This window comes from Novosphingobium terrae (assembly GCF_017163935.1).
Lineage (GTDB): Bacteria > Pseudomonadota > Alphaproteobacteria > Sphingomonadales > Sphingomonadaceae > Novosphingobium > Novosphingobium terrae.
Map to the genome: position 1 here is coordinate 2995743 of NZ_JABVZR010000001.1, position 13959 is coordinate 3009701.

Here is a 13959-nt window from a genome sequence, read left to right on the forward strand (position 1 = left end):
CGGGGCATGTCACGCTGGCAGATACTGCTGATGGCCCCTGTCCTGCTGATGCCGGTTGCCGCCAACGCCACCCTGCCCAAGGGTTGGGTGGTTGAAGCGGAAGACCCCGCCGCCAAGGTCAACGAAACCCATGGCGTGATCGATATCGACAGCGCCAAGGGGATCACCCTGTGGTCACCGCAAAAGCTCTCCGGCCCCACCACCATAAGCTTTCAGGCGATGGCGGTGGCGGCAGGCGGGCCGAATGACAAGGTCAGCGATCTCAACGCCTTCTGGATGGCGCATGAGAAGGACGGCACATCCCTCACCCGCCGCTCCGGCAAGTTCGAGGATTATGACACGCTGGCGATGTATTATGTCGGCATCGGCGGCAACCGCAACACCACCACGCGCCTGCGCCGCTATGTCGGGCAGGTCGGCGTGCGCCCGCTCCTCCCCCAGCATGACCGCAGCGACGCCCAAGCCATGCTGCGCCCCAACATCTGGACCAGCATCACCCTGACCGCGAACGGCCAGCACATCACCGTGCAGCGCGACGGGCAGATGCTCTTCACGCTCGACGATCCGGCACCTTACACCAGCGGCTGGTTCGGCCTGCGCACCACCTACAGCCATCTGCGCATCCGCAGGCTCACCATCTCAACCGGGACCCCTCGCCCATGATTTTTTCCCGTCGCGATACGCTGAAACTCTCCAGCCTGCTGCCCGCTGCCGCCACCATGCCAACCGCAGCATGGAGCGCCCCCGCCAAAGCCCCCGCCCCGGTTGCCCTGCACTGGCTGGAAGGCGCGCCACATCTCGATCTGGGCCAGACCCTGGGCGTGGCATGGCCGCGCGGCACGCTGCCCCGCAACGCAGGCTTTGCCGTGCAGGCCAACGGCGGCGCCATCCCCGCGCAAAGCTGGGTGACGGCGACATGGCCCGATGGCTCAATCAAATGGACCGCCCATGCCCTGCCGATCCCGCAAGGCCCCGCGCCCGATGGCCTGCAGGTGATCCCCGCCGCCCGCCCGGCAGCACCAGTTGAGCGCGTCACGGTGGAGCAAACCAACACTGGCGCGCGCGTCGCCTGCGGCGGCGTAGTCTGGGATTTCGCCAACAGCGGGCAGGCGCTGATCCGCTCGGCCAGCATCGGCGGCAAGCCGGTGCTGGGGCCGCTGACCTTGGTCGGCGCGATGGCGGAAGGCCCGGATGGCCCCCGCACGCCGTTTACCGGCACCGTCACCCGCCTCACCGTCGAACAAAGCGGCCCGATCCGCGCGGTCATCAAAGTGGAGGGCCTGCATCGTCCCGACGCCAAGGCCACCTTGCCCTTTACCTTGCGCTTCTACGCCTATGCCGGAGCGCAGCATCTGCGCATCGTCCATAGCTTCATCTATGACGGCCTGCCCGAACACGACGCCATCGCGGGCCTTGGCCTCTCCGCCGCCGTGCCGATGCATGATGCCCCGCATGACCGCCATATCCGCCTCGCAACAGACGGTGCGCTGTTCGCCGAAGCCGTCCGCCCGCTGACCGGCCTGCGCCGCGACCCCGGCGTCGCCTTTCGCCATGCCCAGACCCATGGCCAGCCGGTCCCACCGCTCGCGCAAATGAGCGCCGCCGTGCGCGACAAGCTGCAATACATCCCGACATGGTCTGACTTCCGCCTCGAACAGTCCAGCGCCCATGGCTACACCATCGAAAAGCGCACCGAGGCGGGCCATGCATGGGTCGGTTCTCAGGAGGGTGGCCGCGCGCCGGGCCTCGCCTATGTCGGGGGCGCCAGCGGAGGCGCTGCCATCGCCCGGCGCTGGTTCTGGGAAACCTATCCTTCCGCTCTCGCCGTGGATCATGCCGCCAGCGACACCGCCACCCTCACCGCATGGCTGTGGAGCCCTCAGGCTGCCCCCATGGACATGCGCCCATGGCGCGGCGTCAACGGCATGGAGGGCTATGATGCGCAAAACGCCGGTCTCGACATCACCTATGAGGATTACGAGCCCGGTTGGGACAGCGCTACCGGCATCGCCCGCACCGCCGAGCTGACGCTCTGGGCCTGCGCTGCCACCCCCGCCAATGAGGCCATCGTGGCCATGGCTCAGGCCAATGCCGCCGCACCGCGCCTGATGGCCGATCCCGCCGCTCTGCATGAAGCGCAGGTTTTCGGTGACTGGTCGCTGCCGGATCGCTCCGGCCCCAACCGCACGGCGATTGAAAACCAGCTCGCCAATCTGGTCGATTTCTACAGTGGAGAGGTCGATCGCCGGTCGTGGTATGGGTTCTGGAACTTCGGCGATGTGATGCACACCTATGACAGCGACCGGCACGTCTGGCGCTATGACATCGGCGGCTTCGCATGGGACAATTCCGAACTCTCGCCCGATCTCTGGCTGTGGACCCAGGCCCTGCGTACCGGCGCCTCCCAACCATGGCGTCTGGCCGAAGCGATGACCCGCCACACCAGCGAGGTCGACACCTATCATATGGGCCGCTTCGTGGGCCTCGGCACGCGGCATGGCGTGCAGCATTGGGGCGACAGTTCGAAGCAGCCTCGCGTCTCCAACGCCATCTACCGCCGGATCTATTACTACCTCACCGCCGACGAACGCGTGGGCGATCTGATCGCCGATATGGCGGAGTCCGACCGCACGCTCGATCATGTGGACATCGGCCGCAAGGTGCCGGGCGGCAAGGCCTATGCCGGGCCTCCGGGCACCTTCGAGATGGGCTTCGGCCCCAGCTGGACGGCGGTGGCCGGAAGCTGGCTCACCATGTGGGAGCGCACCGGCGACAGGCAATGGCGCGACCGTCTGGTGGCGGGCATGAGCAGCATCGCCGCGCTGAAATTCGGCTGGATGGCGGGCGGCGCGCCCTATGATCCCAAAACGCACCGCTTCTCGGGGCCCGGCGACCATATCGACATCAGCCACCTCTCCGCCGTCTTTGGCGCGGTGGAGGTCAATGCCGAGCTGATCCAGCTGATCGACCTGCCCGCCTACAAGAAGGTCTGGGTCGATTTCTGCCAGTGGTTCAACGCGCCCAAGGAGGAGTTCCTCGCCCATTTCGGCCCGCCCTTCGGCGCCCGCAACCTGCGCGAGGCCTATTCCCGCATGAGCGCCTATGCCGCCCGTGCCAGCGGCAGCAAGGCGCTGATGAAGCGCGCGGTGGAAGAATTCTACTCCGGCGATCAGGGCCTCGGCACATGGGATCACGATCCGCGCCACACGGTGGAGGGCGTGCTGGAATGGCCTCAGGTTTCCACCAATGCCTCGGCGCAATGGGGGCTGGCGGCGATCCAGATGCTGGCTCTGGCCCCGCAAGAGCTGGAGGCGGTGGCGATCCCGCCGCATCACTCCAGCGCTCAGGAACCGCGCCACTGATGAGGTGCCCTGCCGGCCTCACTCTGGCCGGCAGGGCCTTGGCTTTAACGCAAAAGGTTGAGCGGCACAGCCTTGGCCATGGCGGTAAAGCCCACATCATTGGGATGCAGATGATCGCCCGAGTCATAGGCCGGGGCAAAGGCCTGCGGGTCCGCCGGATTGCGCACCGCCGCGTCGAAATCGACCACACCATCGGCCTCACGCTGGCTGCGAATCCAGGCATTGACCTTGGCGCGCTGCTCCTCGCCCCAGGCCGACCAGTATCCCGCGCCCTTATAGGGCAGGATGGTGGCCAGCAGCACCTTGATCCCGTGGTCATGGGCGCGCAGCACCATCTGGCGATAGGCGTTGATCAGCCCCACCGTGTCGAAGCTGGCCTGCTGATTGTCGCGCGAGGCGCCGCCGATGTCGTTCACGCCCTCCAGCACAATCACATGGCTGACGCCCGGCACGCCCAGCACATCGCGGTCGAAGCGCGCCAGAGCGCTGATCCCCACGCCATCCTGAAGCACCTTGTTGGCCGAGATGCCCTGATTGGTCACGCCGACCTGAGTCATCCCCGCCTGTTGCAACCGCCCGGCAAGCTGATCGGGCCAGCGACGGTCCGAATCCACCGTGGCCTTCACGCCATCGGTGATGGAATCGCCCAGCGCCACCACGCTGCGCAAAGGCCGGGCCGAGGTGACATCGATGCCCGAGACCAGAAAGCGCCGCTGCATGGCGTTCACACTGGTCATCTCCGGCGCGGTGGTCTGGTCGCCGGGGGCGAGCAGCGTGTTGGCGGCGGCATAGCCATGGAAGGACCAGGGCTGCTGCCCGGCGGCCAGATGGATCGAGATCGCCACGCGCGCCAGCGGCGGCAGCGCCATCTTGACGGGATCGCTGACCATCGGCGCATGGGCTGGGATCACCACCGCCGGGCGGTCCCCCACGGTCACGCGTTTGCTGGTGGCGGGCAGGATGCGCCCGGCGGCATCGAGCTGAGCGACCTCGATATGGTCGATCAGCAGCGGATTGGGCGAATCGCTGTTGTCGAAGGTCAGGCGCAGACTGTCGCCTCCCACGGACAGGCGCATGATCTGGCGGATGGTGGTGTCCCCCAGCGGCGGCAGGGACGAAGCGCCGTTCACGCCGGGCACCGCCTGCATCGCCGCGCCCCAACTGCGCGCGGTGCCGGCCAGAGCGGGGTTCGCCACGGCCAAAAGGACCATTGTTGTCAAAGTGGTGATGCTGCGCATGGGTCTTCATCTCTCCTGTGCGGGGGCACGTCTGCTGCCCCTTGTGCCGCATTGGGGCCTTAGCGGCAAAGCATATCCCCGTCGAGGTTGACGCGGCTTCATGTATCATATATCGCAACAACGTATCACATAGAACAATAACGATCCCACCCCACCGGCGGATCGCGCTTCTATCATACCAGGCCAGGAGCTTCCCTCATCGTGACGCAAGAGAGTTTGAACCGACCCCATCTGATCGGTCTGATCGACCGGTTGATGGACAATCTGGTGTCGATCGAGGATACGACGGGCGAGTTCCTGCTGCGCCTGGAAGATGGCCGCGTCATCGACACCAAGGGCTGGAACGGCTGGGAATGGACCCATGGTATCGGCCTGTTCGGCATGTGGCGCTATGTGGAACAGACCGGCGATGAGAAAGCGCTGGGCATCATCCACCAGTGGTTCGCCGATCAGCTGCCGCGCGGCACCACCAAGAACATCAACACCGTCTCGCCCTTCCTGACGCTGGCCTATCTGTATGAGCGTGATCCCCGCCCGGAATGGCGCGCGCATCTGGAGGAATGGGCCGCCTGGCTGATGGCGCCCGACGGCCTGCCCAAGACCGAGGACGGCGGTTTCCAGCACATCGTCTACAATGACGAAAACCCCGGCGAACTCTGGGATGACACGCTGATGATGAGCGTGTTGCCGCTGGCGCGCATCGGCCTGCTGCTCGGCAAGCCGGAATATGTGGAAGAAGCGCGCCGCCAGTTCCTTGTCCATATCAAATATCTCTTCGACACGAAGACGGGCCTGTGGTTCCACGGTTGGGACTTTGGCGGACGGCACAATTTCGCGCGGGCGCTGTGGGCACGCGGAAATTGCTGGATCACGGTGGCCATTCCCGAGATCATCGAGATGCTGGCCCTGCCCGAGGGTGATGCTTTCCGCACATTTCTGGTCGATACGCTGGCCGCGCAGGTGCGTACTTTGGCCGCCACGCAGGACGCGGAAAGCGGGCTGTGGCACACGCTGGTCGATGACCCGACCTCCTATCTGGAGGCCTCAGCCACGGCGGGCTTTGCCTATGGCATCCTGAAGGCCGTGCGCCTGGGCCTGCTGCCTGCCGCGTATGAGGCTGTCGGTCTGAAGGCCGTGCAGGGCGTGATCGACCATATCAACGAGGCTGGCGAACTGACTCAGGTCAGCTTCGGCACGGCGATGGGCGACAGCTTGCAGTTCTATAAGGATATCGCCCTGACCTCGATGCCTTACGGGCAGTCTTTGGCGATTTGCGCTCTGGCCGAGGCGTTGCATCGGGTTTGAAGCAGGAAGGATAGGTGCGAGGGGGTTACCCCCTCGCGCTCCCATGACTGTCCAGGGCGTGCCTGACCCTCAAGGTTGGGCATGTGTTCAGGGCGCTGCTGGCTTTGAAAGCCTGTGGCGCTTTTTCTTTTTTTATTAACCTTAAGGCCTGACCGCTCTGGCTATTCGGAACGAAAAGGCAGCTTCGGCGTAACAACAGCGCTGTCGGCAATGTGCTATTGCCCTGTAATCTCAAGATGCTATTTCACCCTCCACGACATTTGATGGAAACCTGATGTTACGCTGCATTTTCGGCGTAACAGCCAGTTCAAAGGATGATTCGCATGGGTGCGGTTGAAAAAGCATCAGGTCTTGGCAGACCGGAGATCGTGGCTGCCGCCAAGGCCACCTATGAAGCTGCCAAAGGCAAAAAATACACATGGGGCGGGCACAGCACCAAGGGTTTCGACTGCTCCGGCTTCGTCAATTACACGCTTTGGCAGGCCAACCCCAGCGTGGGCGTTCATTTCATCACGGCGGCCCAGCTGTTCAATGACAATCGCTTTACCGAGGTGACCGATCCGCAGCCGGGCGATCTGATCGGCTTTCGCAAGGGGCCGGGCATCAGCCATGACCATGTCGGCATCGTCTATGACACGGATCACTGGATCGGCTCGCAATCCTCGACCGGCGTGGCCCCGGTGACCTTCTCCAATCCCTATTGGAGCAAGAAACCGCACTTTTTCCTGAGGTTGAAATACTGATGGCCGCCCGTCTGCGCGCAGCCGGGGCGCTGGCCCTGCTCCTGATCACCACCCCCGCCATGGCGGCCGGTGCAGCATCGCCCTTCTGGCTGAAAAGCTGGACCGTCAAAAACGTGCGCGGCGATCTGGGCGCCGAGACCACGCATGAGATCCTCAACAAGAAGATCACGCTTGGCGACAAGACCTACACCGATCCGCTATCCAGCGATTGCAAACAGTCGCTGAGCTATGCGGATATCAAACTGCGCCCTTCAAGCGGGCTGAAGCAGCATTTCGGCGCGAGCTGGAAGTTTCCGAAGCTGCCCGGCAATGTCTGGTACGGCTGGGTGCGCTGCGACGGCGCCAATGTGGAACCCTTCGCCTTTGTCGACAAGACCCACGCCTACATCTTCTACGAAAACGGCGCGATCATCGAACTGAACTGACGTCGAAGATCGAACACGGTGCTCGACGAAAAGCAGAGCTATCGCCGGGAGACGTCATGAGAGCGCGAGGGGTAACCCCCTCGCACTTCCTTTTTAATGACAGGCATAGTTCCCCAAAGCCGTCTTTCTTTCCAGATCGGGCCGTTGCGTCATCACCAGAGACGCAGCCGGAACACTGAGACCCGCCAGCTGCTCAGCCACCAGATTGGCCATGGCGCGGGCACCCAACTCGTTGAAATGGGTGTCATCATGCTGGCCCTGCGGGAAAGCGGGATAGGCCCCGGCGGCAAGGTTCATATAGAACTTGCGCGCCCCCTCGGCCCCCATGCGGTCGATCATGTTGCGCGATGCACCTTCCAGATCGATCAGCGGCGTGTTGGTGCTGGCAGCCAGCTCGCGCATCACGGCGGAATATTCCGCGAAATCCGCCTTGGACTTGCCCTGTTCGTCAAAATTGCGACGGGCGACGGGCGTGACCAGCACCGGATTTGCGCCCGCCCCACGCGATTGCCAGATCATACGCAGCAGATTGTCGCGAAAGAGGGCGGGATCGGCGAAACGCTCGGGCTTGGCCTTGGTGGCGTCATTGTGGCCGAACTGGATCAGCACCGTGTCGCCGGGCTTGATCTCGGCCATCAGGCGGTCCCAGCGGCCCTCGGCGATAAAGCTCTTGGTCGAGCGGCCGCCGATGGCACGGTTCAGCACCACAGCGCCGGGCTTCATCCCGCAGGCGAGGAACTGGCCCCAGCCCGCTTGCGGATAATGCACAACATCATAGGTCTGCACCGTGGAATCGCCCGCCACCAGAATGCGCGGAGGCGCTGCCTCCTGAGCGTGCGCGGTGCTTGCCATCAGCGCCAGAGCGCCAAGCCAGATCCTCATGCCTTCACCTCATTCTTGCCCCAGAGCCGGTCGTAGGACCAGCCGGAGAGATCCTCGACAACATCCCGGCTTTCCGGGCTGATCGGTTCGCGATGGCCCGCCCGCAGATGCTCGATTTCCGCCATCAGCACGGCGTGGGTCGCGCGGCTGAGGCGGAAGCGGCGCGAGATCGCTACCCCCATCACCAGCATCGCCCATGTGCCCAGCGCCATCACCAGCACCACCGTCAGCACGGCGCCCGACGTCTGCACATCGGCCTTGGGCACGAAGCCGCCCCAGTCCATCAGCAGGCCCACGAAGGCGACGGCGGCTGCTTGCGTGGCCTTGCGGATAAAGGTCATAACGCCGGCAAAGGCGCCCTCCCGGCGGCGGCCGGTGACGATTTCATCCACGTCCGCCATATAGTTGTAGGTGGCCCATGGGATATAGTTGAGCGCCCCGCGCCCCAGCCCCACCAGCCCCATGCCGATCCAGATCCAGCCCGACGTCGCGGGCAACCCCGCGCGCCACAGCAGCACCAGCGCCGCCACGCCAGCGGCAAAGCTGAATGCGGCAATCCGGTAAGCTCCGGCAGGCGTAGCGCGCAAAGCCATGCGGATCGCCATCAGCACCGCCACCAGTTGCACGATATACATCGTGCCCAGCAGCGCCGAGGCCGTCTGCGTGCTGCCCGCCAGAGCAAAGATCACAAAGAAGGTGAAGGCCGCGTTGAAGATATCCTGACTGATATAGCCGCCCAGATACATGCCCAGATGCAGGCGAAACGCGCGGATGCGCAGGGTGGAGCTGAGGTTCTTCCACAAGCTGGGCCGGGCCGTCACCACACGGGCGTTTTCGGGGCGATGCCGCTCCCAGCTGAAGGCATAGAGGAAGCCCGCCGCCGCCATAAACAGCAGCGAAAACAGGCCCCCCATGGCAAAGAAGGTCATCGGACTGTCACGCCCCAGCCAATTGATCAGCCACAGCGGCAAAAAGCCCGCCAGAATGGCCGATCCCTGCGCAAACAGGATGCGGATGCCTGCGAATTTCGCCTTGGTGGCAAAGTCGGAGGACATTTCGGCGGCCAGCGTTTCGTAAGGGATCACCTCCAACGCATAGGTCAGCTCGAACAGCACGTAGGAGACGAGGTAGAACCAGAAATTCTGCCCCGGCCACCACATCAGCGCGAAGGATGGCAGCAAGGGAATCGCCGCCAGAATGAAGAAGCGCCGCCGCCCGAATGTCTGCCCCAGCCAGAAGCGGTCGAAACTGTCCGACAGATGGCCGATGGTGGGTGAGGCAAAGGCATCCAGCACGCGCGCCACGGCGAAGATCAGCGCCGCCTCGCCCGCGCTCAAGCCGCAGAATTTGGTGTAGAAGATCAGCACCCAGGCGGAGATCACCGCCATCGATCCCGCGCCCAGCACATCGTTCGCGCCATAGGCCAGATAGTTGACGGTCTTCACCTGTCTGGGGGTGGCTCCCGAAGGGATACCCATGCTGATCGATCCTCTTACCCATGGTTCGGTCTGCGTAGCCATTGCGTCGCAACCTTGTGACATTTTTTCACATTGAGGGATCAATACATACTATGTAAAACAAAACCGACAAGCGGCAAATGACGTGCGAACCGCTTTTGAGGGAGATGACCGAATGCGTTTCAGTTCCTTGGGTAAGGCCTTTCTGGCGGGCACGGTCCTGCTGACCACACCTGCCCTCGCCAAGCCCCAGCGCGAATGGGTCGATCCGCTGACGCATCACCGCGTGTTGCGCATCAGCGACATGCCGGGCACCTCCAGCCTCTATTTCACCCAGAGCGCCTTCACCCCGCAGGGCGACAAGATGGTGATGAAGACCCCTCAGGGCATCGCGGTCGTCACGCTGAAGGACTGGAGCGTCAAGCTGCTGGTGCCCGGCCCGCAACTCAACCTTCTGTTTACGGGGCACAAAAGCCGCAACGTCTATTATGCCAGCCGCGCGCGCGATGATGCCGGGCAGACGTTCCAAGTCTATGCCGCCGATGTCGACACCGGCAAGGTGAAGAAGGTGGCCGATGTTGCGGGCGGCTCGATCGGCTCGATCAACGCCGATGAGACCATGCTGCTGGGCCAATACACGCTGCCCCCCGCCAATGTGAACCCCGATGGTACGCTGAAGCACCCCGCGCAAAAGGGCGGAAACGAGACTCCCGGCGGCTACACCTATGCCGAAAACCGCCCCGACGGCACACCCTACACCTATGCCGACGCCAAGACCCGCGCGCTCCACCGCCGCCTGATCGCGGGCATCCCGATGGAGATCTTCACGCACAATCTGGTCACCGGAGAGCGCAAGGTGATCGTGGCCTCGAAGGACTGGCTCAACCATGTGCAGTTCTCGCCCACCGATCCGGGGCTGATCATGTATTGCCACGAAGGGCCATGGCATGAGGTGGACCGCATCTGGACCATCCGCACCGATGGCACGGGGCAGAAGCTGGTCCACACCCGCACCATGAACAATGAGATCGCGGGGCATGAGTTCTTCTCACCCGATGGCCACACCATCTGGTACGATCTGCAGACGCCGCGCGGGCAGGTCTTCTGGCTGGCCGGCTATGATGTCACCACCGGCAAGCGCACATGGTACAATGTGGAGCGCAACCAGTGGTCGGTGCATTACAACCAGTCGCCCGATTTCAAGCTGTTCACCGGCGATGGCGGCGACAGCGAGATGGTTGCCCATGCGCCGGACGGCAAATATCTCTACCTCTTCACGCCCAAGCCCATACCGGACGATGCCGAAATCCCCACGGCGGATGCGGAGAAGCTGATCGTGCCGGGCACCTTTGCGCAAGAGAAGCTGGTCGATATGCGCAATCACAATTACAAGACCGAGCCGAACATGACTTTCACGCCCGATGGCAAATGGATCATCTTCCGCGGCCATTTCGAGAATGACCCGGATGAACACGGCACGCATGTCTATGCCGTGGAGGTGGCCAAGGCACAGTAAGGTTTGAAGGGGCGGCTTGAACAGGCCGCCCCTTTTCGGATCAGGGCGCTGGAGGAAGACTGGCCGGGGCCTCCACCATCCGCACCGGCAGGCCGCCCAGCCTGTTCTGCATCGTCACCAGCTTGACCTGCTGCGGCGCATTCTCCGGCGCGCCATCGCTGGTCACCGCCAGAGCGATCACATTGCCGCCATGGTGGTTGAGGATGCCCTCGGGGATGGGGAAAGTCCGCTGCGGGCCGACATGGGCGATAAACTGCCCCATATTCCAGCCATTGACGAAAATCAGCGCGCGATAATGCTGCGCGGAACGCGGCGTTGAGGGATCGCCCATCTGCACCCCGATGGTGGCATCCTGCCCCTTGGGCACGTTCAGGGTGAAGCTGCTGCGATACCAGTTGGTGCCCGCCGGGCCCTGAGCCAGACCCTGCACGCTTTTCCATGCGGCATCGTTGAAGGCAGGCAGATGCCAGCCCATCCGCTCGCCATACTGCCCGCCATTGTTGGGCGTGCCGCGTGCATGATCGGCGAAATTCTCGCCGCCAGCGCGCCCCTGAACGCGCCATGTCACCGGCACGGAGAAGGACGGCCCGGTCAGCGGCTCGATGGAAGCGGCGATCAGCCCGCGCGCCTCCTTATGCTCGTCCGAGGCGGTCAGATCCCAATTGTGGCCATTGTTGCGCACCATCACCGCCAGCACATGCTCGCCCTGCGTATGGGCGTTGTCGGGCAGATTGAGCGTCAGGCTTCCCGTGGTGATCGGGCGTGGCATACCGGCGGGCAATTCACCCTGCCCGATCAGCGCGCCATCGAGGAACACCTGCGCCATCCCCGCCCCGCCCGCGCCATAGGCCAGCGTGATCTTCTGCGCTTTGGCATCGCCCGCGAAACGCCCGCGATACCAGACATCGCCCTCATGGAAGCCATAGGGGTCCATGGTCATGGTGGGCTGACCATCAGGCTTTTGCGACTGGGTGGCGTCGCGACGATGGTCGATGGCCTGCCAGTGGCTGTCATCGAAGCCGGGCGAGGCTTCGGGAGAACCCGCCATGCTGCGCCATGCCAGCTGCGGCAAGGTCACCGGCGCCGGGCCGGGCAGAGTGCCGACCAGCGCGCCATCCTGCGCCCGCACCGCCACCGGGGCACCATTCCATGTCACGCGCGAAGCCTCGCCCCAGACCCGCAAGGGCCCAGCAGCAATGGTATCGCCCGTCAGCGCCAGAGCGCCGCCCTTCGCCACCGCATGGCGCACAAGGTTCGGCCCGCAGGCCAGCACGCCATCGGCAGTCCAGCACGAAGCACCCGCCGCATCATCGCCCAGCAGCAAGGTCAGCGGCGGGCGACCGCCTCCGCTGATCTCCACGCTGGCCAGAGCGCCATGGGTGTAATCCAGCACCAGATCGCCGCGTGCGGCATCGAAATGGCTCTCCACGCTGCCGCTGCTCACCTTTACCTGAGGGGCGCTGGCATAGCGCAGCACGGTGCGACCTGCTTCCCCCTTGCGGCCCACCATCAGCAGCAGATCACGAGGACCTTGGTGGATATGGCTCTGGATTTCGCTGGTGGCATAGACCAGCCGCTGGCCGCCAAGATTCACCCCAGCCACCAGCCATTTCGCATCGTAACCGTTCAGCCGCATCTGCGGGAACTGATAGTGCCCATCCGGCAGATCGGCGCTGAAGGTGAAAGGCGTATCCTCGGTGAGATGGCCATCCGAATGCGCCAACAGCAGGAAGCGCGCGTCGCTCTTGGGATTGCGGTTGTGATAGAGGCGGATCGCTTCGGAAGACGTCTTGATCGGCGCGGCCGGAATCATCCCGGCCAGATCGGGCACGGCGGCAATCGTGCCGCCGATCACCTTCAACTCGGCGGCCTTGTCGCGCAAGGACCGATCCTCGGCAATGGCCGCGCCATAGTCATAGCTGGTGAAGACCACCGGCGCGGGCAGCCAGCCCCAACTGGTGCCGCCATAGCCCATATAGATGCTCTGCAAGGCGATACCATTGGCCAGATTGGTGCCGTAGAACAGCTTCTGATAGCCCAACCCGCGCTGCACGGAGTTGCAGCCATAATTCCCGTTCGAGCCCCAGTAATCGAACCAGCCCCCGCCGATCTCGGCCAGAAAGCCCGGCGTATCGGGAGAGGCCGAGGCGCCGCCTTTTGCCCCGCCCTCGCCGTAAAAGCCCCAGTCGGGCGCGGGGGTGGAGCGCACCACATGCCCATCCGCCGTGCAGGCGCCGCCCGGATAGGCATCGAAAGCGTACATATCGTTCGGCCCATGCACCACGCCCGGCACCGGAGAGGCGTCCGGCACCCAACGGCCCTGACGGCCCGGATCGTTGTGGAAGATCGGCACATTGATGCCATCGGAGCGGGTCTTGGCGTAAAGGTGGTCCATATAGCGCCGATGCACCGCCGAGGTCTGTGACAGCTCATTCTCGATCTGATGCAGGATCACATTACCCTTGTGGCCCTTCCCGTCACCATTGATCTGATGGCGGGCGACAATGGCATCCACGGCGGTGAGCCACTCATCGGCGGCGGCCATGTATTCGGGATCATCGGTGCGGGCCTGGGCGCGCTGGTTCTGCAGCCAGCCGGGGAAGCCCCCGCGCGCCAACTCCGCATTCACATAGGGCCCAACACGGGTGATGACATAGAGGCCTTCCTCATCGGCCATAGTCAGCAGTCGGTCGAGGTCGCGGATGCCGCTGAAATCCTCCACGCCCTGTTTGGGGCTGTGGTAGCTCCAGTCGAAATAGAAGGTGACGGTGTTGAAGCCGCTGGCCTTCATCTTTTGCAGGATGTCGCGCCACAGATCAGGGCTCGGCAGGCGGAAGGGGTGGAATTCGGAGGCCCAGATCAGCTTGCGCTGCCCATCGATCATCAGCGAATGGCCGTCGAAGGAGACGCGACCGAAGCTCTTCACCGGAGCCTTGTCATTCACGGTGGGCCGCGCCTGCTGAGCGGCGGCGGGCGAGGCGATCAGGGCCAGAGCGGCGGCTGTCGTCATCAGAATCTTGCGCAAAAGAGC

10 protein-coding genes are annotated in these 13959 nt (G+C 63.9%); 6 read left to right on the top strand and 4 right to left on the bottom strand.

All coding sequences use genetic code 11. From position 1 onward, the window contains the following. Nucleotides 1-6: 6 nt before the first annotated feature. Together HGK27_RS13375 and HGK27_RS13380 are read left to right on the top strand one after the other, a co-directional pair. Nucleotides 7-663, top strand: a complete 657-nt coding sequence (locus HGK27_RS13375; protein WP_206241177.1) for a DUF6250 domain-containing protein — start codon at nucleotides 7-9, stop codon at nucleotides 661-663. Next, the gene (locus HGK27_RS13380; protein ID WP_241127132.1) at nucleotides 660-3362 is read left to right on the top strand and encodes an exo-rhamnogalacturonan lyase family protein; all 2703 of its coding nucleotides are present in this window, start codon (nucleotides 660-662) and stop codon (nucleotides 3360-3362) included. Before HGK27_RS13375 ends, HGK27_RS13380 begins: the two co-directional genes overlap by 4 nt. Before the next feature lie 44 nt (nucleotides 3363-3406). On the opposite strand, the gene HGK27_RS13385 is transcribed toward HGK27_RS13380, so the two are convergent. Continuing rightward, nucleotides 3407-4600: an SGNH/GDSL hydrolase family protein gene (locus HGK27_RS13385; protein WP_206241178.1), complete on the bottom strand. Its 1194-nt coding sequence runs from the start codon at nucleotides 4598-4600 to the stop codon at nucleotides 3407-3409. Between the two features lie 255 nt (nucleotides 4601-4855). Here HGK27_RS13385 and bglB point away from each other — a divergent pair, with 255 nt between their 5' ends. The 3 genes from bglB (at nucleotide 4856) to HGK27_RS13400 (ending at nucleotide 7073) form a co-directional block, all read left to right on the top strand. Further along, nucleotides 4856-5905, top strand: a complete 1050-nt coding sequence (bglB, locus tag HGK27_RS13390) for a beta-galactosidase BglB (protein ID WP_206243173.1) — start codon at nucleotides 4856-4858, stop codon at nucleotides 5903-5905. A 323-nt stretch (nucleotides 5906-6228) separates the two neighbouring features. Then, a complete protein-coding gene (locus HGK27_RS13395) occupies nucleotides 6229-6648 on the top strand; it encodes a C40 family peptidase (protein WP_206241179.1) in 420 nt (139 codons plus the stop codon). After that, nucleotides 6648-7073 carry a hypothetical protein gene (locus HGK27_RS13400; RefSeq protein ID WP_206241181.1) on the top strand — a complete coding sequence of 142 codons (426 nt, stop codon included), beginning with the start codon at nucleotides 6648-6650 and terminating at the stop codon, nucleotides 7071-7073. Before HGK27_RS13395 ends, HGK27_RS13400 begins: the two co-directional genes overlap by 1 nt. A 93-nt stretch (nucleotides 7074-7166) precedes the next feature. Here the strand turns inward: HGK27_RS13400 and HGK27_RS13405 are convergent, their stop codons facing one another. Both HGK27_RS13405 and HGK27_RS13410 read right to left on the bottom strand, forming a co-directional pair. Beyond that, nucleotides 7167-7955: a rhamnogalacturonan acetylesterase gene (locus HGK27_RS13405; protein WP_206241183.1), complete on the bottom strand. Its 789-nt coding sequence runs from the start codon at nucleotides 7953-7955 to the stop codon at nucleotides 7167-7169. Beyond that, nucleotides 7952-9496 carry an MFS transporter gene (locus HGK27_RS13410; RefSeq protein ID WP_407674617.1) on the bottom strand — a complete coding sequence of 515 codons (1545 nt, stop codon included), beginning with the start codon at nucleotides 9494-9496 and terminating at the stop codon, nucleotides 7952-7954. Before HGK27_RS13410 ends, HGK27_RS13405 begins: the two co-directional genes overlap by 4 nt. 91 nt (nucleotides 9497-9587) lie before the next feature. Between HGK27_RS13410 and HGK27_RS13415 the strand changes: the two genes are divergently transcribed. Next, a complete protein-coding gene (locus HGK27_RS13415; protein WP_206241187.1) occupies nucleotides 9588-10928 on the top strand; it encodes an oligogalacturonate lyase family protein in 1341 nt (446 codons plus the stop codon). 40 nt (nucleotides 10929-10968) lie between these two features. Here the strand turns inward: HGK27_RS13415 and HGK27_RS13420 are convergent, their stop codons facing one another. Beyond that, a complete protein-coding gene (locus tag HGK27_RS13420) occupies nucleotides 10969-13953 on the bottom strand; it encodes a beta-galactosidase (protein WP_241127137.1) in 2985 nt (994 codons plus the stop codon). Between the last annotated feature and the right edge of the window lie 6 nt (nucleotides 13954-13959).

Excerpts from the sequence above, each read along its gene's own strand:
- HGK27_RS13375 (WP_206241177.1), top strand. The coding sequence starts at position 7 with ATGTCACGCTGGCAGATACTGCTGATGGCCCCTGTCCTGCTGATGCCG.
- HGK27_RS13380 (WP_241127132.1), top strand. The coding sequence starts at position 660 with ATGATTTTTTCCCGTCGCGATACGCTGAAACTCTCCAGCCTGCTGCCC.
- HGK27_RS13385 (WP_206241178.1), bottom strand. The coding sequence starts at position 4,600 with ATGCGCAGCATCACCACTTTGACAACAATGGTCCTTTTGGCCGTGGCG.
- bglB (WP_206243173.1), top strand. The coding sequence starts at position 4,856 with ATGGACAATCTGGTGTCGATCGAGGATACGACGGGCGAGTTCCTGCTG.
- HGK27_RS13395 (WP_206241179.1), top strand. The coding sequence starts at position 6,229 with ATGGGTGCGGTTGAAAAAGCATCAGGTCTTGGCAGACCGGAGATCGTG.
- HGK27_RS13400 (WP_206241181.1), top strand. The coding sequence starts at position 6,648 with ATGGCCGCCCGTCTGCGCGCAGCCGGGGCGCTGGCCCTGCTCCTGATC.
- HGK27_RS13405 (WP_206241183.1), bottom strand. The coding sequence starts at position 7,955 with ATGAGGATCTGGCTTGGCGCTCTGGCGCTGATGGCAAGCACCGCGCAC.
- HGK27_RS13410 (WP_407674617.1), bottom strand. The coding sequence starts at position 9,496 with ATGTCACAAGGTTGCGACGCAATGGCTACGCAGACCGAACCATGGGTA.
- HGK27_RS13415 (WP_206241187.1), top strand. The coding sequence starts at position 9,588 with ATGCGTTTCAGTTCCTTGGGTAAGGCCTTTCTGGCGGGCACGGTCCTG.